Here is a 20,119-nt window from a genome sequence, read left to right on the forward strand (position 1 = left end):
ACGAGAAGACGTTGGACTCTAAGGAGAGCTGGGAGATATGCGGCGGTGTGACCGATCGCGCGTGTCGGCGCGTCGCAGGCGATCAGCCCCTCAGCGCCTTGAAGCGCTTCAGCTCCGACAACCGCTCGACGTCCACGGCATCGAATGTGCTCGGGCTTTTGCCGATCTCACGGAAGAGCGTCACGGACTGCCCCGCTTCTCGCGCCGACCGATACCGCCGTACGGCAGCCCGGAGTGCGATATTGCCGAAGCCGGATACGAACACGGTTTCGGCCGGCTCAGCATCGTCATAGCTGTCCGTCACGCACGCGACCTTCCGATGATACCAGCAGACAGCGCGAGGCCACCAACGACCAGCAGACGCGGCGAGAACCATTTGGTGAGCGCGCAGGGGCTCGAACCCTGGACCCTCTGATTAAAAGTCAGATGCTCTACCGACTGAGCTACGCGCTCCCACCAGGCCTTTGGGTAGCCGCAAGCTGGTCGGGGGTCAAGACGATCCGCCCTTGAAGCCCGGTGCGGCTTTCCCTCTGGCGCTTCCGGCAGAGGGAGATCATGATGGCGCGTCGGTTTGACCCTTGCGAGCGAGGCGATCCCATGCGGGCTGTGGTTCTTGCGTCCGTGATGCTGTGCGTCACCCTCAATGTCGCGGCCAGGGCCGACGACTCTCCTGCCGATCAGGCCAGTCAAACCGCCATCCAGGGGGTGATCTCGCAGCAGCTGCAGGCGTTTCGGTCCGGCGACGGATCGACGGCCGAGTCCTTCGCGTCGCCCGGCATCCGCGATAAATTTCCCGATCCTGCCGGCTTCATGGCCATGGTTCGGCAGGCCTATGGGGCGCTGGTGAACCCCAAATCGACGCGCTTCGGCGAGTTGACAAAGACCGAACTCGGCTTGGTGCAGAAGATGACGGTCGTCGATGCGAAGGGCGCCGTCTGGACGGTCGCCTATACGATGACGCAGGTCGACGGAGAATGGCGCATCAGCGGATGCTTCGTCCTGAAGTCGGACGCGGTCGACGCCTGAGGCTCAGGCGTCGGGATACAGCGTCAGCCCCAACATCAGGGCTCCGAACACAACGGTCGTGAGGACGGTCGTCCACAGCGCCTTGGCGAGCAGCCGAGGCCGCTGCGGCGCACCCGGCTCGGTGCCGGGCGCCACCACGTCCTCATGCTGCGAGCGGATGCCGAACGGCAACACCGCGAACAACAGCGTCCACCACATGGTGAAGTAGATGGCCAGCGCCATCGGCATGGGGACCGGAAGGCGCATGGCCGCCCTCGTCAGACCTCGACGACGAGGACGTGGACGATCGGCTTCTTGCCCCAGGCCGCACCGACCTGACCCCGCACGGCCCGCTCGACGGCGGCCGAGGTTGCGTCTGCATCCCGGCGCTTCGCCCGACCCATGCTGTCCAGCGTCTCGAAGATGGCAGCGTCGATCACCGCATCCATGGCCTTGCCGTCGCGGGCGCGGCTCGGCAGTCCGGAGAACACCACATCCGGGGTGCCGGCCATCTCGCCCCGTGCCGTCACGGCCAGCGCGATCGAGATAACACCTGCGAAAGCCAGCTTGGTGCGGGCCAGGATGGACGGATCGGAGACCGGCAACAGCACGGTGCCGTCCTTGGCCATGCGGCCATGCGGCGCGTCACCGACAATACCCGGCTCATCGGGACCGATCAGCACCACATCACCGTCGGAAGCCTTGATGACGTGCGGCACGCCCAGCGCCTTGGCGAAAGCGACGTGCTCGCTGAGGTGCAGCGGCTCGCCATGGGCCGGGATGGCGATCTGAGGCTTCACCCAGCCATAAAGACGCGCCACCTCCTCACGCCGCGGATGGCCCGACACATGGACCAACTCCGTACGATCGGTGATGACCTCGATCCCCTGGCGCACCAGCCCGTTGATGATGCGGCCCACCTCGCGCTCGTTGCCCGGGATGGTACGCGACGAGAAGATGACCCGGTCGCCCGGCGACAAGCGCGCGTCGGGGTGATCGTCCTGGGCGATGCGCGCCAATGCGGCCCGCACCTCGCCTTGGCTGCCGGTCGCCAGAATGACGACCCGCTCGCGCGGCATATCCGACAAGGCATGCGACGACAGGAACGGCGCCACGCCGTCGAGGTAACCGCATTCGCGCGCCACGCTGATGACGCGATCCATGGCCCGACCCAGAACCACGACGCTGCGGTTGCAGGCTGCGGCGGCATCGGCAACGGCACGCAGGCGCGCCACGTTCGATGCAAAGGTCGTCACGACGACGCGGCCCTTCGAATGCTCGATCACCTCGCGCAGCCGGTCGGCCACCTCGGTCTCGGACGGGCTGGTGCCTTCGCGCATGATGTTGGTCGAGTCGCAGACGAGCGCCAGGACGCCCTCCTGGCCCAGCTCACGCAGGCGCTTCTCGTCGGTGGGGACGCCCACCACCGGCGTCGGGTCGATCTTCCAGTCTCCCGTGTGAACCACGAGGCCGACCGGCGTGCGGATCGCCAAGCCTGTGCTTTCCGGCACGGAATGGGCCATCGAGATGATTTCGACCTCAAAGGGCTTAAGGTCCAGCCTGTCGCCAGGCGCCATCTGCTTGATCGGCAGCTTCGGCGCGCCTGGCTCGTTCAGCCGCTTGATCTCCAGCAAGCCGGCCGCGAAGCGGGTGGCATAGATCGGACAGCCGAGCCGGGGCCAAAGATCCACGAGCGCGCCGATGTGATCTTCATGCGCATGCGTGATGATCAGCCCGATGAGGTCCTTCTTGATGGCCTCGGCAAAGGTGATGTCCGGGAACACGAGGTCCACCCCGGGAAGGTCGGGCCCGGCAAAGGACAAGCCGCAATCCACCATGATCCATTTGCGGCGCGCCGGCGGCCCGAAGCCGTAGAGCGCCATGTTCATGCCAATCTCGCCCAGACCTCCGAGCGCGCAGAATACCAATTCGTCGCCGTCCATCACCATCACCATTTCCGACCGCGGAGCGGCCGATTTCCCATTCAATTCAGAGTCACGTCGCCGGCCTCGACCGCAACAGGACCTTGGGGTCCCATCAACAGGAGGCGGCCCTTGATGTCGATGCCTCGATAAAGCCCGTGTATCGCGTTCCCCGCGCCGCGCACCACGAGGGGCGTGTCGAGCGGCAAAGCCTGCGCCAACCAACGCTCCCGGATCGCGGCGTAGTTCCTGCCGGCATCCCAGGACGCGAGCGCACTGCCGAGGGTTGCGCGAAGCGCAGCAAACACCGCATCGGCTTCGACATGCGATCCGGCGACTTCGGCGAGACTGGTGGCGCGATACGGAAGATCATCGGGGCAACTGATGCAATTGATACCGCAGCCGATGACGCAAGCCTGCATGTCGTCGGGAGTCAGTGTGCTCTCGACCAGGATGCCAGCCACCTTGGCGCCGTCGAGCAGCACGTCGTTCGGCCACTTAATGCGGAGGTCGCCGCGCCCGCCAATGGCATTCCGAACAGCGTCCGCAACCGCAACCGCCGTGACCTGGGCCAATTGAGGCACATCCCGCGGCGCGGCGTCCGTCGAAAAAAGCAGGCTGCAGTACAGGTTGCCGGGAGGCGACACCCAGGGCTTGCCTTGCCGCCCACGCCCAGAGCGTTGCAGGTCTGCCCGGATCCAAAGCGGACCGCACTGACCAGCCCTGGCGAGCGCCAGCGCATCGGCATTGGTCGACCCCGTTTCGGCCAAAGCCTGCACCGGTGCTGTCTCGATCTCCGTGGCGAGCAGCGTCACGCCTTAGAACAGCGAATGCGCGGCAGCGGTCGCGGCGTTGACGAAATGCTCCGGCCAGAGCCAGAACAGGAAAACGAAGCCGCCAGACAGCGCCAGGACCGCGTTGACGGCCGGGCTCATCGGGTCGAAGGCCTCGACGGGTGCGTCGAAATACATGATCTTGACGATGCGCAGGTAGTAGTAGGCCGCAACCACGCTCGACAACACGCCGATGATGGCGAGGCCGAAGAGATTGGCCTGAATAGCCGCCTGGAAGACGTAGAACTTGGCGAAGAAGCCCGCGAGCGGCGGCACCCCGGCCAAGGAAAACATGATCATCGCCAGAAAGAACGCCATTGGACCGTTATGCTGCGACAAACCCGCGAGGTCTGCCGTGGTCTCGATGTTCAGCCCCTTGCGCTTCATGGCCAGGATGGCCGCGAAGGTGCCAAGCGTCATGACAAGGTAGATCAGCATGTAAATCAGCACGCCGAACACACCCGCTTCGGTGCCGGCCGACAGGCCCACGAGCGCAAATCCCATGTTGCCGATAGCCGAATAAGCCATCAGCCGCTTGAAGTTGGTCTGCCCGATGGCCGCAAAGGAGCCGAGGATCATCGAAGCGATCGAAATAAAGACAATGATCTGCTGCCACTGGGCCAGGATGCCCGGGAACGCCGTGATGATGACCCGCACCGTGATGGCAACCGCGGCCATCTTGGGCGCTGTGGCAAAGAATGCGGTGACGGGCGTAGGCGCGCCTTCATAAACGTCCGGCGTCCACATGTGGAACGGCACGGCCGACATCTTGAACGCCAGGCCGGCACTCAGGAACACGAGGCCGAACACAACGCCGATGGCCTTGTTGCCCTGCAGGGCCGTGCCGATGACACCAAAGTCGATCGAGCCGGCAAACCCATAGATGAGGGATGCCCCATACAACAGCAACCCGGACGACAAAGCACCGAGAACGAAATACTTCAGGCCCGCCTCCGAGGCCCGCCCGTCCTCGCGATGGAACGCCGCAATCACGTAGAGCGCGAGGCTCATCAGTTCGAAGCCGAGATAGAGCGCGATCAGGTTGCCGGCCGAGATCAGCGTCAGCATGCCAAGGGTCGACAGCATGACCAGGATCGGGAACTCGAACTTGTTGATCCCCTGCTGGCGCAGGAACGGGATCGACATCAACAGCGTCGTGATGGAGCCGAACAAGGCCAGCACCTTCATGAAGTGCGCGAAAGCATCATCGACAAAAGCGCCATCGAACGACACGCTCGGGGCCCGATGGTTGAAGACCACGGTGAGCAGAACGACGCCGAGGATCACGATGGCGAGTTCGTAAAGCGCCTTCGTCCACCGTTCTCCACCGATGGCGCCCAGCAGCAGCAGGGCAAGCGCACCGATGGCGAGGATGAACTCCGGCAGAACGGGCGAGAGACTGAAACCGGCGGTGACCATCGTTCGTCCTTATTGGCCGGCGGTCGCGGGCACTGGGGCACCGAGCGCGGCAGTATGTTCGGAGATGGGCAGCGACACCGCCCTGACCACGCCATCGACGGTCGCCTGGGACGCATCGAGGATCGGTGCCGGGTGAACCCCGTAATAGAGCGTCAAGGCGATCAGCGGCACAAGCATGACAATTTCGCGGGTGTTGAGATCGAGGATCGTCTTCAACGACGCCTTGTCCAAAACCCCGAAGACGACCCGGCGATACAGGAACAACGCATAGGCGGCCGCCAGAATGGTCCCGAGCGTCGCGATCAGGGCCACCCAGGTGTTGACCTCGAAAGCTGCAATCATCGTGAGGAACTCACCCACGAAGCCCGAGGTGCCGGGCAGGCCGACATTGGCCATGGTGAACACCATGAAGGCCAGCGCATAGCGCGGCATGCGGTTCACCAGACCGCCGTAAGACGCGATCTCGAGCGAATGCATACGGTCGTAAACGACGCCGACACACAGGAAAAGCGCACCCGAAATGATGCCATGCGAGATCATCAGGAACACGGCACCCTGAATGCCCTGTTGGTTCATCGTGAAGATCCCCATCGTTACGAAGCCCATGTGGGCGATCGACGAATAGGCGATCAGCTTCTTCATGTTCACCTGCACCAACGCGACGAGCGAGGTGTAGACGATGGCGATGACCGAAAGGGCGAAGACCAGCGGCGCGAAGTAGTGCGAAGCCTCGGGGAACATTGGCAGCGAGAAGCGGAGAAAGCCGTAACCGCCCATCTTCAACAGGATACCGGCCAGGATGACCGAACCCGCAGTCGGCGCTTCAACGTGCGCATCCGGCAACCAGGTGTGGACCGGCCACATCGGCATTTTCACCGCGAAGGATGCGAAGAAGGCCAGGAACAACCAGATCTGCGTCGAGCGCGCGAAGGGGGTGTGCAACAGCACTTCGATGTCGGTCGTACCCGCGACGCCGTACATCTTCATAATGGCAAGCAGCATGAGCAGCGAGCCAAGTAGCGTGTAGAGGAAGAACTTCAGGCTGGCATAGATGCGCCTGTCATGCCCCCAGATCCCGATGATCAGGAACATCGGGATCAGGCCGCCCTCGAAGAACAGGTAGAACAACACAAGATCGAGCGAACAGAAGACGCCGATCATCAGCGCTTCCAACACCAGGAACGCGATGAAATATTCGCGCACCCGCATGTGAATGGACGTCCACGAGGCGAGGATGCAGAACGGCATCAAGAACGCCGTCAACACCACGAACGGCATCGAGATCCCGTCGACCCCGAGTTTGTAGCTGATACCCGACCCGAACCACGCCTTGCTTTCGATGAGCTGGAAGGCGGAGGTTCCGGTGTCGAAGCGGCCCCAAGCCACCAAGGCCAGCACAAAGGTGACGAGCGTGGTGAGCAATGCCACCCAGCGCGCATTGCCGCGCGTCGCCTCATCATCACCCCGCAGGACGAGAATGAATGCCGCACCGATCAACGGCAGGGCGACAAGGCCCGTAAGAATACCGAACCCGAACATCAGTGGATGCCCCCGACCAAATACCACGTGATGAAGGCTGCAACGCCGAGCATCATCGCGAAGGCATAGTGGAACACGAAACCGGTCTGGATCTTCACGACCCGGCTCGAGCCGGCCAACACCGCAGAAGCAACACCGTCAGGGCCCAGGCCATCGATGATCTTGCCGTCACCGCCCTTCCAGAACAGCCGTCCCAGCCAGAAGGCAGGCTTGACGAAGAGCACGTTGTAGAGCTCGTCAAAGTACCATTTGTTCAACAAGAACAGGTACAACGCCCGATTGCGTTCGGCGAGGCGCTGCGCGGTTCCTGGCGCCAGAACATACATGTAGAGCGAGACCAGGAAGCCGAGCGCCATCATGATGGTCGGCAGGATGCCGATCAGGAACGGCACGTCATGCTCCATGTCGTGCATGACATGGTTGTTCGGACCGAAGAACAAGGTTTCCTTCCAGAAACCTTCCGCCCCTTCGCCGATGAAATAATGCTTGAACGCGAAGCCAGCCACCAGAGCCCCGACCGCGAGGACGTAGAGCGGCACCAACATGGCATTCGGGGACTCATGCGGCTCGTGGTGGTGAGCGTGGCCGTGGTCATCGTGAACCGCATGGCCGTGCAGGTCATCCGCCGCTTGCGCATGCGCATGAGCGTGCTGATTGCCACCGACGGGTTCATCGTGAGCGTTGTGATCGCGATCCTCCGTGGCACCTTCGATCTGCCGCGGCACATCGAAGAAGGTGAGGAACACCAACCGCCAGGAATAGAACGACGTCAGGCCCGCTGCGATGACGGTCATGACGAAGCCATAAAGCGCCGCCGGACGATGCGACACATAGGCGGCTTCGATGATGGCATCCTTGGAGAAGTAGCCCGCGAACGGAGGGAAGCCCGTCAGCGCCAAGGTGCCGACCAGCATCATCCCGAAGGTGATCGGGATCTTGCGCCACAGGCCTTTGCCCATCTTCCGCATGTCCTGCTCATGGTGCATCGCGTGGATGACCGAGCCGGCGCCAAGGAACAACAGGGCCTTGAAGAAGGCGTGCGTGAACAGGTGGAACACGGCTGCGCCATAGGCGCCGACGCCCAGGGCGACGAACATGTAGCCGAGCTGCGAGCAGGTCGAATAAGCGATGACCCGCTTGATGTCGTTTTGAACCAAGCCGACGGTTGCGGCGAAGAACGCCGTGGTGCCGCCGATCAGCACCACGAAGTTCAAGGCATGCGGAGCATATTCGAAAAGCGGCGACAAGCGCGCCACCATCACGACACCGGCCGTCACCATGGTGGCGGCATGGATCAGCGCCGACACGGGTGTCGGGCCTTCCATGGCGTCGGGCAGCCAGGTGTGCAGCAGGAACTGCGCAGATTTACCCATGGCGCCCATGAACAACAGCAGGCAGGCAATCGTCAGCGCGTGGCCGGTAATGCCGAACGCATGGAAGCTCTTGTCCGCAAGCCCGGGAGCCGCCGCGAAGATGGCATCGAAGCTGACCGAGCCGGTCAGTACGAAAACAAGAAAGATGCCGAGAGAGAAACCAAAATCGCCGACCCGGTTGACCACGAAGGCCTTGATGGCGGCCGCATTGGCGCTCGGCCGCTCGTACCAGAATCCGATCAGCAGATAGGACGCGAGGCCGACACCTTCCCAGCCGAAGAACATCTGCACCAGGTTGTCGGCCGTCACCAGCATCAGCATGGCGAAGGTGAACAACGACAGATAGGCGAAGAACCGCGGACGGTGGGGATCTTCCTCCATGTAGCCGCAGGAATAGGTGTGAACCAGCAGCGACACGGTGTTGACCACGACGAACATCACGGCCGTGAGCGTATCGACCCGGAAGGCCCAATCGATGTTGAGCGATCCGACCGTCAGCCAATTAGCAATCGGCACATGGGTGGTGCCGGAGCCAAAGCCGACCGAGAAGAAAGCCACCCAAGACAAGACTGCCGACACGCCGACAAGCGACGTTGTAACCCACTGGGCGGCCTTGGTGCCGATCTGGTTGCGGAACAAGCCCGCCACCAGGCTGGCGACGAGAGGAAGAAAGACGATGAGCTGATACATAGGCGAAACGTCAGCCCTTCATCATGTTGATGTCTTCAACCGCGATCGTGCCGCGATTACGGAAGAACACGACCAGAATGGCCAAGCCGATGGCCGATTCCGCCGCCGCGACCGTCAAGATCAGAAGGCCGAAGATCTGGCCCGTCAGATCGCCCAGATAGGACGAAAACGCCACGAAATTCAGGTTCACCGCGAGCAGGATCAACTCGACCGACATCAGGATGATGATGATGTTCTTTCGATTGAGAATGATGCCGGCGATCCCGAGCGTCAGCAGCATCGCCGCGACGATAAGAAATTGATTGAGGCCGATGGACGACATGGATGAGTCCCGATCAGAGGCCGGCGCGGGACGGCACCTTACGGAGCGTCACGGCCTTCTTGCGGTCGCGCAGATTCTGCTCGTTGATGTTCTGCCGCTTGACGCCGGGCTTATGCTGCAGCGTCAGAACGATGGAGCCGATCATCGCAGTCAACAGGACGAACCCAGCGGCCTGGAAGAAGTAGAGATACTGCGTGTACAGAATCCGGCCGAGCGCCGCGGTGTTGCTGATGCCCGCCGGCGTCGCCGAACCAAGCACGCGCGTGGTCGCCGGAGCAAAAGTCCAGCCACCCACCACCAGGATCAGCTCGATGAGCACCACGGCGCCCACCGTGGCGCCGACCGGCAGGTATTGCAGGAAGCCCTGCTTCAGCACGGCAAAATCGACGTCAAGCATCATGACGACGAAGAGGAACAACACAGCCACCGCGCCCACATAGACGACGATGAGGATCAACGCGAGGAACTCGGCCCCAAGCAACATGAACAGCCCGGCCGCGTTGACGAAGGCCAGGATGAGGAACAGCACCGAATGGACGGGATTGCGGGCCGCAATCACCATGAAGGCCGAAGCCACGCAGATAGCGGAGAAGATGTAGAAGAAACCGTCTGCGGACGTCATGCCTGCTCACCCCTCGGCCGATGTCGGCCGCACACACCAAGCCGGGCCCCATGGCCCGGCGCAGCTTAGTTCGATTCTGAATTGCTGCTTAGCGGTATGGCGCGTCCATCGCAATATTGCGTGCGATCTCTCGTTCCCAGCGGTCCCCGTTGGCCAGCAGCTTGCCCTTGTCGTAGAGCAACTCTTCACGGGTTTCGACCGAGAATTCCGCGTTCGGGCCTTCCACGATGGCATCGACCGGGCAGGCCTCCTGGCAGAGGCCGCAGTAGATGCACTTCACCATGTCGATGTCATAGCGCGTCGTGCGCCGCGTGCCGTCGTTGCGACGGGGACCCGCCTCGATGGTGATGGCCTGGGCCGGACAGATAGCCTCGCACAGCTTGCAGGCGATGCAACGCTCTTCCCCGTTCGGGTAACGGCGCAGGGCATGCTCACCCCTGTAGCGCGGGCTTTGAGGGTTCTTTTCGTGGGGGTAGTTCAGCGTCAGCTTCGGCTTGAAGAAGTACTTCATCGTCAGGCCGAAGGCCGACAGGAATTCCGTGAGGAAAAGCGACTTCGCGGCTTGGTCGAGTCTCATCGGGCGATGTCCTTCTGAGCCGTGGCGACAGTTGCAGCGCCGTCGATGCTCGTCGTTTGCGGAGGGCTGACAGGCTGACCACCCCAGCCGGTCATCTCGATCACCCCGGCGACCACGACCACACAGACGAGCGAGATCGGCAGAAACACCTTCCAGCCAAGACGCATGAGCTGGTCGTAACGGTAGCGCGGCACGAACGCCTTCACCATGGCGAACATGAAGAACACCAGCGTGGACTTCAGCACGAACCAGATCAGCCCCGGCACCCAGGTGAAGGGGGCAAACGGGATCGGGGACAGCCAGCCGCCGAGGAACAAGATGGTGGTGAGTGCGCACATGCTGACGATGGCGACATATTCACCGAGCATAAACAGCATGTAGGCCGACGAGGAATATTCGACCATGAAGCCGGCCACGAGCTCGGATTCGGCTTCTACGAGATCGAAGGGTGGGCGGTTCGTCTCGGCCAGAGCCGAGATGAAGAAGATCACGAACATCGGCAGCAACGGCAGCCAATACCAGCCGAAGAGACCGTAGCGCGTGTCCTGCGCCGTCACGATGCCGCTCAGGTTCAGAGTGCCGGCGCAAAGCAGCACCGTCACCAGGACAAAGCCGATCGACACCTCATAGGACACCATCTGGGCCGCCGAGCGGAGCGCCGCCAGGAACGGGTACTTCGAATTCGAAGCCCAACCCGCCATGATGACCCCGTAGACGCCCAGCGACGACACGGCGAAGATATAGAGGGTGCCGATATTCACGTCGGCCACGACCCAGCCATCGCTGATCGGGATCACGGCCCAAGCCGAAATCGCCAGAGCCGCCGTGACGAGCGGCGCCAGCAGAAAGACGCCCTTGTTGGCGCCAGCCGGGATGATCGGCTCCTTGAAGACGAACTTCAGAAGATCGGCGAAGCTTTGCAACAGGCCGAAGGGACCCACGACATTGGGGCCGCGCCGGAGCTGCACTGCCGCCCAGATCTTGCGATCCGCCAGCAGGATATAGGCGACGTAGATCAAAAGCCCGACCGTGAGCGCCAGGCTCTCGACGATCTTCAGCAGGACGGAAAGGAAGGAGCCGTCAGACATGGTCTACTCCGCCGCCGTCGTTTGACGCAGCGCGTTGGCGTGCATGGCCGAACATTCGGCCATCACGGCCGACGCCCGGGCGATTGGGTTTGTCAGATAGAAGTCGTCGATCACGGAGCGGAACGGTGCCTTGTCGAGGCTGCCCCCGAGCGAAGCCACAGCGTCCAGATCGCCGACATTCCCAGGCGCGATAGCGTCGATGTCGGCGAAATGCGGGTGCGCAGTGACCAACGACTCCCGAAGCGCGCGATGCGAATCAAACGGCAGCTTGGCTCCGACGACCTCCGACAGCGCCCGAAGGATCGCCCAATCTTCACGGGCGTCACCCGGCGGGAAGGCGGCACGATCGCCGCGCTGCACACGCCCTTCGGTGTTGACGTAAAGGCCCGGCTTTTCCGTGTAAGCCGCTGCAGGCAGGATCACATCGGCGCGATGCGCCCCGCGATCGCCATGCGATCCCTGGTAGATCACAAAGGCGCCTGGAGCGACGTCGATCTCATCGGCGCCGAGCAGGAACACCACATCGAGCGCACCGGAGGCCGCCATCTGCTGCGCCGTCAAAGCGCCCTCGCCCGGCACGAAGCCGAGGTCGAGACCACCCACACGAGCCGCCGCGGTGTGCAGCACGCCGAAGCCGTTCCACCCGTCCTTGATGGCACCGAGCTTGTGAGCCAGCTTGACCGCCAGGGCCAACACGGCAACGCCATCGGCGCGGGTGAGCGCCCCCTGCCCCAGCAGCACGATCGGCCGCTCGCCGGTGACTTCGGCGCGATCGACGAAGCCGCTCAGCGTTTCAGTGCCTGCGCCATGGTAGGTCACCGGATAGGTGAGCTCGGCATGCTCGCCGATCATGTTGATCGGGAAATTCCCCATGCGCCAGCGCTTACGAATACGCGCATTGAACACAGGGCTTTCGCGGCGCGGGTTCGAGCCGATGATCCACAATGAATCGGCATCTTCGATGCCGACCACTGTGGGATTGAAAATGTAGGATGCCCGGCCCAGACGCGGGTGCAGCGCCGTGCCGTCCTGCCGGCAATCCAGGTTCTTGACGCCGAGCTTCACCATGAGCTGCTGCAGCGCGTACATGTCCTCGACCGCTGCCAGGTCGCCCGCGATCGCGCCGATGCGCTCATGCTTCGCCACCTTCATCTTGGCCGCAATAGCCGCGAAGGCTTCATTCCAGGTCGCGGGCGCCAGACGACCATTCTTCCGGACGTAAGGTTGGTCGAGCCGCTGCGCCTTCAGGCCGTCGGCGATGTGCCGAGTCTTGTCGGAGATCCACTCCTCGTTCACGGCATCGTTGATCCGCGGCAGAACCCGCACGACCTCCTTGCCGCGCGCATCGACCCGAATGGCCGACCCCAGCGCGTCCATCACATCGATCGTCTCGGTCTTGGTCAGCTCCCACGGCCGCGCCTTGAACGGATAGGGCTTCTGCAACAAGGCGCCGACGGGGCAAAGATCGGCGATGTTCGACTGCAGCTCGGACCCCATCGAGGTCTCGAGGTAGGTCGTGATCTCCATATCCTCACCGCGCCCGATAGCACCCATATCGCCGGTGCCGGCCACTTCGGCCGTGAAGCGGACGCACCGTGTGCAATGGATGCAGCGGTTCATCGAGGTGCGGACCAACGGCCCGATGTACTTGTCCTCAACGGCACGCTTGTTTTCGTGGAAGCGCGACCCCGCCACGCCGAAGGCCATCGCCTGATCCTGCAGGTCGCATTCGCCACCCTGATCGCAGATCGGGCAATCCAACGGATGGTTGATAAGCAGGAATTCCATGACGCCGTTACGCGCCTTGCGCACCATCGGCGACTTGGTCACGACGGTCGGCGGCTCGCCGTTCGGTCCCGGGCGACAGTCCTTGACCCCCCAGGCGCAGGACGCCACGGGCTTCGGTGCACCCTTCAGCTCGACGAGGCACATCCGGCAATTTCCGGCGATCGACAGCCGTTCGTGGAAGCAGAAACGCGGGATCTCGGCCCCCGCGGCCTCGCAGGCCTGCAGGAGCGTGTAATCGGCCGGGACGTCGACTTCCGTACCGTCGACGATGATCTTGGTCATTCAACCATCCTCATGATGAGGTTCATCTGCACTTCGACGCCGAGCTGCCGCAATGCGGCACATCGACGGGACCACGCGGGAAGCGTGACCTCTTGCTTATTCGGCCGCGACCCGGATGGGCTCGGGATGTGGGTTCGCCATATAGGTGTCGATCCGCTTCTCGATCTCGGGACGGAAGTGACGGATCAAACCCTGCACCGGCCAAGCGGCAGCATCGCCGAGCGCGCAGATGGTGTGACCTTCGATCTGGGTCGACACCTCGAGCAGCATGTCGATCTCACGCTTCTGCGCCCGACCTTCCACCATGCGGTTCAGCACGCGCCACATCCAGCCCGTGCCCTCGCGGCATGGCGTGCACTGGCCGCAGCTCTCGTGCTTGTAGAAATAGCTGATGCGGGCGATGGCGCGAACAATATCGGTCGACTTGTCCATGACGATCACGGCCGCCGTGCCGAGGCCCGACTTCAGGTTCCGCAAGGTGTCGAAATCCATCGGCGCATCGATGATCTCGGAAGCCGGCACGCACGGCACCGACGAGCCACCAGGGATCACCGCCAACAGATTGTCCCAGCCGCCGCGGATGCCGCCGCAATGCCGGTCGATCAGTTCCCGGAACGGGACCGACATGGCCTCTTCGATGTTGCAGGGCGTGTTAACGTGGCCCGACACGCAGAACAGCTTGGTACCAGCGTTGTTCTTGGCACCGAAGCTCGAGAACCAGCTGGCGCCGCGCCGCAGGATGGTGGGCGCCACAGCGATTGACTCGACGTTGTTGACCGTCGTCGGATTTCCATAGAGGCCCATATTGGCCGGGAATGGCGGCTTCAGCCGCGGCATGCCCTTCTTGCCTTCCAGCGACTCGAGCAGCGCGGTTTCTTCGCCGCAAATGTAGGCGCCGGCGCCACGGTGGACATAGATATGGAAGGGCCAGCCATGCAGGTTGCTGGCGCCAACGAGATTGGCCTCATAGGCCTCCTCGATCGCCGCATCGAGCCGATCGGCCTCGAGGATGTACTCGCCCCGGATATAGATGTAGCAGGCGTGCGCCCCCATGGCGAAAGCCGCGATCAGGCACCCCTCGATCAATGTATGCGGATCGTTCCGCATGATCTCGCGGTCCTTGCAGGTGCCCGGCTCGGATTCGTCCGCGTTGATGACGAGATAGGATGGCCGTGCCGTATCGGGCTTCGGCATGAACGACCACTTCAGACCGGTCGGAAAACCCGCACCGCCACGGCCGCGGAGGCCCGAAGCCTTCATCTCATTGATGACCCAGTCCTTGCCGTTGTCGATCAGGCCCTTGGTGTTGTCCCATATGCCGCGAGACCGTGCGCCAGCGAGGCGCCAGTCACCGAAGCCGTAGAGATTCCGGAAGATCCGGTCCTTGTCCTCAAGCATGGAACTGCGCCTTCACTTGTCGGTGTTGCCGGCCGGGCCGGGCACAGGCGGGTTGTCTCGACCGGATCGCTCCTGCCGGTCGGCTTCTTGACCCTTCTGGGTCAGCGCACTCGACTCGACCTGATTGGCCCCAACGGGATCATCGGTCCGGGTATCGGTGTTCTCCACCGAGCCTTGCGGCTTACCCTTGGTGTTCTCGCGACCCATGTCGACGCCGCCGTGCTTGGTGTCGCTCGGATCGTTGTCCTGATCGGGGTTGCCCGCCGGTTCCGGCCGCAGCGCATCCTGCGTGACGTCAGGCGCCCCAGACACGCGATAGCTCGGGCCACTCCGACCATCCCGACCATAGAGCCCCGTTAAGGACGTCAGACCATTGGCCGGCTCGGACGTTGTCCGGCCATTCTGCGGACCAACCTTCACCTCACGGCCAGCAGCGAGATCATCGAGCAGCACCGTGAAATTTTCGGGCGTCAGATCCTCGAAATAATCGTCGTTGATCTGCACCATCGGCGCATTACAGCAGGCGCCGAGGCACTCGACCTCGAGCCAGGAAAAGAGGCCGTCGGCCGACACGTGATCCTGGGCCCCGATGCGCTGTTGCAGCACGGCCTTGATCCCGTCCGATCCCCGCAGCATGCAGGGCGTGGTGCCGCAAAGCTGAATGAAATACTTGCCGACAGGCTTCAGGTTGAACATCGAATAAAAGGTCGCGATCTCGAGCACCCGGATGTCGGGCATGTCGAGAATGGCCGCCACCTTCTCGATGGCCGGCTTCGGCAGCCAGCCGTCGTGCTGCTTCTGGGCACGCCACAACAAGGCGATCACGGCGGAAGCCTGACGGCCCGCCGGATATTTCGCGATCTGCTTGTTCACCCACGCCTGATTGTCGGACGTGAACTCGAAGCTGGCGGGCTGGACTTCAGCAAGGCGGCGAACGGCCATTCTTCTCTCAATTCAGCTTTTCGCAGACCTGACGCGGGCTGCTGTGACACAGAAAGGCCGATGTCGCCTTCTGGAGCACGAGATAGGCGCCGCCGGTGTTATCGGCGAAGCCCGTCTTGATATCGTAACCGTCCGCCAGAAGCTGGCGAACGGGCGCGAACTTTTCCAAAGCTCCGGCCTGGCCGCCGGTCTGAGCCACGACTGGCGTGACCCCGACGCAGACGACCGCCAGTGCCAGGGCGCGTGTCACCGATCGACCTCGCCGAACACGATGTCGATCGAGCCCAGGATGGCCGAAACGTCAGCCAGCATGTGACCGCGGCACATGAAGTCCATGGCCTGCATATGGGCAAATCCTGGCGCCTTGATCTTGCAGCGATAGGGTTTGTCGGACCCATCCGCCACCAGATAAACGCCGAACTCGCCCTTGGGCGCCTCCACGGCGGCATAGATCTCGCCCTGAGGGACGTGAAACCCTTCGGTGAACAGCTTGAAGTGATGGATGAGCGCTTCCATCGAGCGTTTCATCTCGGCGCGGGACGGTGGCGTCAGCTTGCCTTCGCGCGCATGCACGGGCCCCTGCCCATCGGGCGCCAGCAGCTTGGCGACACACTGCTTCATGATCTTGGTGGACTCGCGCATCTCCTCCATGCGGATCACCTGACGATCGTAATTGTCACCGTTGGTGCCGACGGGGATGTCGAAATCCATCTCCTCGTAGCACTCATAAGGCTGGCTCTTGCGCAGGTCCCAAGCCGCACCCGAGCCGCGCACCATGACGCCCGAGAACCCCCACTTCCAGCATTCCTCGAGCGTCACGACGCCGATGTCGACGTTGCGCTGCTTGAAGATGCGATTGTCGATGAACAGGGCGCTCAGATCGTCAAGCAGCAGGAGGAACGGATCGCAGAAGGCCCCGATGTCTTCGACCAGCTGCCGGGGCAGATCGGAATGGACACCGCCCGGGCGGAAATAATTGGCGTGCATGCGCGCGCCCGATGCACGCTCATAAAACACCATGAGCTTTTCTCGCGCTTCGAAACCCCAAAGCGGCGGCGTCAAGGCACCCACATCCATCACCTGCGTGGTGGTGTTCAGGATATGGGACAGCAAACGTCCGATCTCGCAGAACAACACGCGGATCAGCTGGGCACGGCGCGGCACCGTGATGCCGAGCATGCGTTCGATCGCCAAACAGAAGGCATGCTCTTGATTCATCGGCGACACATAATCGAGCCGATCGAAATACGGCACGTTCTGCAGGTAGGTGCGCGACTCCATCAGCTTTTCGGTGCCGCGGTGCAGCAGTCCGATGTGCGGATCGACCCGATCGACGATCTCGCCATCGAGCTCCAGCACCAGACGCAGAACGCCGTGGGCAGCCGGATGCTGCGGGCCGAAGTTGACCGAGAAGTTGCGGAGGTTGTGTTCGGTCACTGGGTGGCCTTTTCGTCGCCAGGAAGCGCCGCCGTCTCAATGCCTTCCCAAGGCGACTCGAAATCCCAGTTTCGGAATTCCTGAGTCAGCCGGACCGGCTCGTTGACGACGCGCTTCTCTTGATCGTCCCAACGGACTTCGACAAAGCCCGTCATCGGAAAGTCCTTGCGGAGCGGATGTCCTTCGAACCCGTAGTCCGTCAGAATGCGCCGCAGATCGGGATGGCCGGAGAACAAAATACCGTAAAGGTCATAGGCTTCCCGCTCGAACCAATTGGCTGAAGGGAACACTTCGATCAAGGACGGCAGCGGAGTCGTCTCGTCGGTCATGGTCTTGACCCGCACGCGGCGGTTGAACTTCGGCGAAAGAAGGTGAAGCACCACATCGAAGCGCTTGGGGCGCTGGGGATAATCGACGCCACACAGATCGACGAAGTTGATGAACAGGCACAACGCATCGTCCCGAAGATGACGGACCAACGCGACGTAGCCCTCGGGCTTCACCGACAAGGTCAGCTCATCGAAGCGCACGCCTGCCGTGATGCCAGCGTCCGGGAGCGCCGCCATGATGGCGGCCCCGAAAGCTTCGAGCGATCCTTGTTCGACACTCATCCTCGACCCATTCCCTCGCCCACTCACCGGGCAGTTGCACGTTAGCGCTCGATCGTCCCCGTACGACGGATCTTTCGCTGCAACAGCAGCATGCCGTAGAGCAGAGCTTCGGCGGACGGCGGGCAACCCGGAACGTAGATATCGACCGGCACCACGCGGTCGCAGCCGCGCACCACCGAATACGAATAATGGTAGTAACCGCCGCCGTTGGCACAGGAGCCCATCGAGATGACGTAGCGCGGCTCCGGCATCTGGTCGTAGACCTTGCGCAGCGCCGGCGCCATCTTGTTGGTCAGCGTGCCGGCGACGATCATCAGATCGGACTGGCGCGGGCTGGCACGCGGCGCAAAGCCAAACCGCTCGGCATCATAACGCGGCATCGAGAACTGCATCATCTCGACCGCGCAGCATGCTAGGCCGAAGGTCATCCACATCAGCGACCCGGTACGGGCCCATTGGATCAGCTCGTCGGTGCTGGTGACCAGGAAGCCCTTGTCGGCAAGCTGGTCGTTGATGCCGACAAAGAAGGGGTCGTCCGATCCGATGGGCTTGTTGGTGCGTGGATCGATGATGCCACGCGGCTGAGGCGCGACCTCGGTGGCCCGGGGAGTGTCGATCAATCCCATTCCAGGGCGCCCTTCTTCCACTCGTAAACAAAACCGATGGTCAGCACGAACAAGAAGCTCATCATGGACCAGAACCCGAAGGTGCCGATGTCACGGAACGCCACCGCCCAGGGAAACAAGAAGGCCACCTCGAGATCGAAGATGATGAACAACAGCGACACCAGATAGAACCGGATGTCGAACTTCATCCGCGCATCGTCGAAGGCGTTGAAGCCGCATTCGTAGGCCGACAGCTTTTCGGGGTCGGGAGCCTGGAACGCCACGATGAACGGCGCCACCAGCAGGGCCGCCGACATCACCACCGCGATGATGATGAAAATGACGACCGGCAGGTACTGACTGAGCAAACTCGGCATCAGGAATCCATGCTTGGGACGGTGCGAAACGGCGAACACGCAGGAAAGGGGTCCGGCCATTCCACCTTAGAGCAGAACTAATCGAGCCCCCAGGGCCTTGCAAGGCGAAACGACGCGACTGAGAGCCGCTTGTGTTGCGACGCGGCAAATTAGCTGCCCACCTTGCGACCACGAGCAAGGCTTACGCGAGCCGTGTGGAGATCGGGTTATTTTATTGGTTTGGGCATATCCGGTGGCGAGAGAGACGGGACTCGAACCCGCGACCTCCGGCGTGACAGGCCGGCGCTCTAACCAACTGAGCTACTCCCCCGCAGTCTGGAGCCTGGCGAACCAGGCGGACCGGAGTGAGAGCGGAATAGGCTGCAGGACCGGACGAGTCAAGCGGGTTGCGGCCCCTCGCCGAAGTTTCAGAAGCGCGACCGCGCGAGCCGCCACCGGGCGATCTCTTTCTGGGTCAGGATGCGGATAGTTTCTGGCGCGATCCGTTCGGCCTGGAGGATCACGTCCGGGTTGATGCCCATCGACCGGGTATAGTCCGACAAGGTCTGCACGATCTCGGGGGTGCCAAAGGTCTGCTGCTCGGCGTAAGCGCCGGAAGGGTCGCGCATATCTTCTTTGATGACCATGCGGTGGATGCCGAGGCGGCTCGTGCTCGGCACCACGCGATCCCGGCCTCCGAAGAAGGCGTAAACGCAAGCCGACAAACACACCGCCGGGGCAAGCCGCATGCGGTCGCTGCCGCGCTCGCGCAACGCTTCGCCGACGATCAGTTCGGCACCGAAGCTGCGGAATTGCGTGCCGAGGCGCATCGCGCCCACCACGGTTCCCCCAAACGAATCGATCAACACGACCGGACGAAGGTTCTGCTCCTGCTGGTGGTTGGCCAGGAACGCCGCAAAGGCATCGGCGGTCTCGTTGTCGATCTCGCCCTTGGCACTGATCACCTCCATGCAGTCGGGACCGCAGAGGCCGCCCGCATCGCTGCCGAGCGTCGTGACCGCGAATCGCATCGGCTCGGCCTGGGCCGCGGAGGCGAAGGCTGCGGCACCGGTCACGGCGAAAAGCGCGAATAGGGCCGCGCTTCCGATCTGGCGTGCCATTGCGCCCATGCCGGTTTGCAACGCCCGGTCCCGTCGTCCCGATCGGTGTGTCCTGAGATCAGCAACTTGCATGAGGATGTCCTGGCTCGCGCGGCGGGCCACTCATCTTGATCGGCCGTGGTGCTCCGGTAAACGGCAAAGCGCGATCGCCGGGGACGAGTTCCGGTCGGGTTAGGGCGAAGCAGACCC

At 62.7% G+C, this 20,119-nt stretch carries 21 protein-coding genes and 2 tRNA genes; 1 reads left to right on the forward strand and 22 read right to left on the reverse strand.

Annotated features, from left to right (window positions below):
* Positions 1-82: 82 nt before the first annotated feature.
* Together P7D22_RS08345 and P7D22_RS08350 are read right to left on the reverse strand one after the other, a co-directional pair.
* A complete protein-coding gene (locus P7D22_RS08345) occupies positions 83-304 on the reverse strand; it encodes a hypothetical protein (RefSeq protein ID WP_319933766.1) in 222 nt (73 codons plus the stop codon).
* Positions 305-377: 73 nt separating this feature from the next.
* A tRNA-Lys gene (locus P7D22_RS08350) sits at positions 378-453 on the reverse strand.
* Between the two features lie 144 nt (positions 454-597).
* Between P7D22_RS08350 and P7D22_RS08355 the strand changes: the two genes are divergently transcribed.
* Positions 598-1,026: a DUF4864 domain-containing protein gene (locus P7D22_RS08355; protein WP_319933767.1), complete on the forward strand. Its 429-nt coding sequence runs from the start codon at positions 598-600 to the stop codon at positions 1,024-1,026.
* A 3-nt stretch (positions 1,027-1,029) separates the two neighbouring features.
* Here the strand turns inward: P7D22_RS08355 and P7D22_RS08360 are convergent, their stop codons facing one another.
* The 20 genes from P7D22_RS08360 to P7D22_RS08455 all read right to left on the reverse strand — a co-directional run bounded on the left by P7D22_RS08360 (position 1,030) and on the right by P7D22_RS08455 (position 19,930).
* Positions 1,030-1,272 (reverse strand): DUF1467 family protein, encoded by a 243-nt coding sequence (locus P7D22_RS08360; RefSeq protein WP_319933768.1) that lies wholly within the window; start codon positions 1,270-1,272, stop codon positions 1,030-1,032.
* Positions 1,273-1,283: 11 nt separating this feature from the next.
* Positions 1,284-2,954 carry a ribonuclease J gene (locus P7D22_RS08365; protein WP_319933769.1) on the reverse strand — a complete coding sequence of 557 codons (1,671 nt, stop codon included), beginning with the start codon at positions 2,952-2,954 and terminating at the stop codon, positions 1,284-1,286.
* A 35-nt stretch (positions 2,955-2,989) separates the two neighbouring features.
* Positions 2,990-3,742, reverse strand: a complete 753-nt coding sequence (locus P7D22_RS08370) for a biotin--[acetyl-CoA-carboxylase] ligase (RefSeq protein WP_319933770.1) — start codon at positions 3,740-3,742, stop codon at positions 2,990-2,992.
* A 3-nt stretch (positions 3,743-3,745) separates the two neighbouring features.
* The gene (gene nuoN, locus P7D22_RS08375; protein ID WP_319933771.1) at positions 3,746-5,179 is read right to left on the reverse strand and encodes an NADH-quinone oxidoreductase subunit NuoN; all 1,434 of its coding nucleotides are present in this window, start codon (positions 5,177-5,179) and stop codon (positions 3,746-3,748) included.
* Between the two features lie 9 nt (positions 5,180-5,188).
* Positions 5,189-6,718, reverse strand: coding sequence for an NADH-quinone oxidoreductase subunit M (locus P7D22_RS08380; RefSeq protein WP_319933772.1), 1,530 nt, complete (start codon positions 6,716-6,718; stop codon positions 5,189-5,191).
* Complete coding sequence (gene nuoL, locus P7D22_RS08385; RefSeq protein WP_319933773.1) at positions 6,718-8,781, reverse strand: NADH-quinone oxidoreductase subunit L; 2,064 nt, start codon at positions 8,779-8,781, stop codon at positions 6,718-6,720. Before nuoL ends, P7D22_RS08380 begins: the two co-directional genes overlap by 1 nt.
* A 10-nt stretch (positions 8,782-8,791) precedes the next feature.
* Positions 8,792-9,103 (reverse strand): NADH-quinone oxidoreductase subunit NuoK, encoded by a 312-nt coding sequence (nuoK, locus tag P7D22_RS08390; protein ID WP_319933774.1) that lies wholly within the window; start codon positions 9,101-9,103, stop codon positions 8,792-8,794.
* Between the two features lie 13 nt (positions 9,104-9,116).
* Positions 9,117-9,725 (reverse strand): NADH-quinone oxidoreductase subunit J, encoded by a 609-nt coding sequence (locus P7D22_RS08395; RefSeq protein ID WP_319933775.1) that lies wholly within the window; start codon positions 9,723-9,725, stop codon positions 9,117-9,119.
* An 88-nt stretch (positions 9,726-9,813) separates the two neighbouring features.
* Complete coding sequence (nuoI, locus tag P7D22_RS08400) at positions 9,814-10,302, reverse strand: NADH-quinone oxidoreductase subunit NuoI (RefSeq protein WP_319933776.1); 489 nt, start codon at positions 10,300-10,302, stop codon at positions 9,814-9,816.
* Complete coding sequence (gene nuoH, locus P7D22_RS08405; RefSeq protein WP_319933777.1) at positions 10,299-11,390, reverse strand: NADH-quinone oxidoreductase subunit NuoH; 1,092 nt, start codon at positions 11,388-11,390, stop codon at positions 10,299-10,301. The genes nuoI and nuoH overlap by 4 nt, the downstream gene beginning before the upstream one ends.
* 3 nt (positions 11,391-11,393) lie before the next feature.
* Positions 11,394-13,460 carry an NADH-quinone oxidoreductase subunit NuoG gene (gene nuoG, locus P7D22_RS08410; protein ID WP_319933778.1) on the reverse strand — a complete coding sequence of 689 codons (2,067 nt, stop codon included), beginning with the start codon at positions 13,458-13,460 and terminating at the stop codon, positions 11,394-11,396.
* A gap of 96 nt (positions 13,461-13,556) precedes the next feature.
* A complete protein-coding gene (gene nuoF / locus P7D22_RS08415; protein ID WP_319933779.1) occupies positions 13,557-14,858 on the reverse strand; it encodes an NADH-quinone oxidoreductase subunit NuoF in 1,302 nt (433 codons plus the stop codon).
* 12 nt (positions 14,859-14,870) lie between these two features.
* A complete protein-coding gene (gene nuoE / locus P7D22_RS23430; protein WP_442916057.1) occupies positions 14,871-15,800 on the reverse strand; it encodes an NADH-quinone oxidoreductase subunit NuoE in 930 nt (309 codons plus the stop codon).
* Between the two features lie 7 nt (positions 15,801-15,807).
* Positions 15,808-16,050: a hypothetical protein gene (locus P7D22_RS08425; protein ID WP_319933780.1), complete on the reverse strand. Its 243-nt coding sequence runs from the start codon at positions 16,048-16,050 to the stop codon at positions 15,808-15,810.
* The gene (locus P7D22_RS08430) at positions 16,047-17,237 is read right to left on the reverse strand and encodes an NADH-quinone oxidoreductase subunit D (protein ID WP_319933781.1); all 1,191 of its coding nucleotides are present in this window, start codon (positions 17,235-17,237) and stop codon (positions 16,047-16,049) included. The genes P7D22_RS08425 and P7D22_RS08430 overlap by 4 nt, the downstream gene beginning before the upstream one ends.
* On the reverse strand, positions 17,234-17,848 hold the full coding sequence (locus P7D22_RS08435) for an NADH-quinone oxidoreductase subunit C (protein ID WP_319933782.1): 615 nt from the start codon (positions 17,846-17,848) through the stop codon (positions 17,234-17,236). The genes P7D22_RS08430 and P7D22_RS08435 overlap by 4 nt, the downstream gene beginning before the upstream one ends.
* Positions 17,849-17,889: 41 nt before the next feature.
* On the reverse strand, positions 17,890-18,474 hold the full coding sequence (locus P7D22_RS08440; RefSeq protein ID WP_319933783.1) for a NuoB/complex I 20 kDa subunit family protein: 585 nt from the start codon (positions 18,472-18,474) through the stop codon (positions 17,890-17,892).
* Positions 18,465-18,830, reverse strand: coding sequence for an NADH-quinone oxidoreductase subunit A (locus P7D22_RS08445; RefSeq protein WP_319933784.1), 366 nt, complete (start codon positions 18,828-18,830; stop codon positions 18,465-18,467). Before P7D22_RS08445 ends, P7D22_RS08440 begins: the two co-directional genes overlap by 10 nt.
* A 233-nt stretch (positions 18,831-19,063) precedes the next feature.
* A tRNA-Asp gene (locus P7D22_RS08450) sits at positions 19,064-19,140 on the reverse strand.
* A gap of 97 nt (positions 19,141-19,237) precedes the next feature.
* The gene (locus P7D22_RS08455; RefSeq protein WP_319933785.1) at positions 19,238-19,930 is read right to left on the reverse strand and encodes a hypothetical protein; all 693 of its coding nucleotides are present in this window, start codon (positions 19,928-19,930) and stop codon (positions 19,238-19,240) included.
* Positions 19,931-20,119 lie beyond the last annotated feature (189 nt).

The organism is Lichenihabitans sp. Uapishka_5 (assembly GCF_033947565.1).
GTDB lineage: Bacteria > Pseudomonadota > Alphaproteobacteria > Rhizobiales > Beijerinckiaceae > Lichenihabitans.

What these genes read in the sequence shown, in the direction of transcription:
- P7D22_RS08355 (WP_319933767.1), top strand. Translation starts at nt 598, where the DNA reads ATGCGGGCTGTGGTTCTTGCGTCCGTGATGCTGTGCGTCACCCTCAAT.
- P7D22_RS08360 (WP_319933768.1), bottom strand. Translation starts at nt 1,272, where the DNA reads ATGCGCCTTCCGGTCCCCATGCCGATGGCGCTGGCCATCTACTTCACC.
- P7D22_RS08365 (WP_319933769.1), bottom strand. Translation starts at nt 2,954, where the DNA reads ATGGTGATGGACGGCGACGAATTGGTATTCTGCGCGCTCGGAGGTCTG.
- nuoN (WP_319933771.1), bottom strand. Translation starts at nt 5,179, where the DNA reads ATGGTCACCGCCGGTTTCAGTCTCTCGCCCGTTCTGCCGGAGTTCATC.
- P7D22_RS08380 (WP_319933772.1), bottom strand. Translation starts at nt 6,718, where the DNA reads ATGTTCGGGTTCGGTATTCTTACGGGCCTTGTCGCCCTGCCGTTGATC.
- nuoL (WP_319933773.1), bottom strand. Translation starts at nt 8,781, where the DNA reads ATGTATCAGCTCATCGTCTTTCTTCCTCTCGTCGCCAGCCTGGTGGCG.
- nuoK (WP_319933774.1), bottom strand. Translation starts at nt 9,103, where the DNA reads ATGTCGTCCATCGGCCTCAATCAATTTCTTATCGTCGCGGCGATGCTG.
- P7D22_RS08395 (WP_319933775.1), bottom strand. Translation starts at nt 9,725, where the DNA reads ATGACGTCCGCAGACGGTTTCTTCTACATCTTCTCCGCTATCTGCGTG.
- nuoI (WP_319933776.1), bottom strand. Translation starts at nt 10,302, where the DNA reads ATGAGACTCGACCAAGCCGCGAAGTCGCTTTTCCTCACGGAATTCCTG.
- nuoH (WP_319933777.1), bottom strand. Translation starts at nt 11,390, where the DNA reads ATGTCTGACGGCTCCTTCCTTTCCGTCCTGCTGAAGATCGTCGAGAGC.
- nuoG (WP_319933778.1), bottom strand. Translation starts at nt 13,460, where the DNA reads ATGACCAAGATCATCGTCGACGGTACGGAAGTCGACGTCCCGGCCGAT.
- nuoF (WP_319933779.1), bottom strand. Translation starts at nt 14,858, where the DNA reads ATGCTTGAGGACAAGGACCGGATCTTCCGGAATCTCTACGGCTTCGGT.
- nuoE (WP_442916057.1), bottom strand. Translation starts at nt 15,800, where the DNA reads ATGGCCGTTCGCCGCCTTGCTGAAGTCCAGCCCGCCAGCTTCGAGTTC.
- P7D22_RS08435 (WP_319933782.1), bottom strand. Translation starts at nt 17,848, where the DNA reads ATGAGTGTCGAACAAGGATCGCTCGAAGCTTTCGGGGCCGCCATCATG.
- P7D22_RS08440 (WP_319933783.1), bottom strand. Translation starts at nt 18,474, where the DNA reads ATGGGATTGATCGACACTCCCCGGGCCACCGAGGTCGCGCCTCAGCCG.
- P7D22_RS08445 (WP_319933784.1), bottom strand. Translation starts at nt 18,830, where the DNA reads ATGCCGAGTTTGCTCAGTCAGTACCTGCCGGTCGTCATTTTCATCATC.
- P7D22_RS08455 (WP_319933785.1), bottom strand. Translation starts at nt 19,930, where the DNA reads ATGGCACGCCAGATCGGAAGCGCGGCCCTATTCGCGCTTTTCGCCGTG.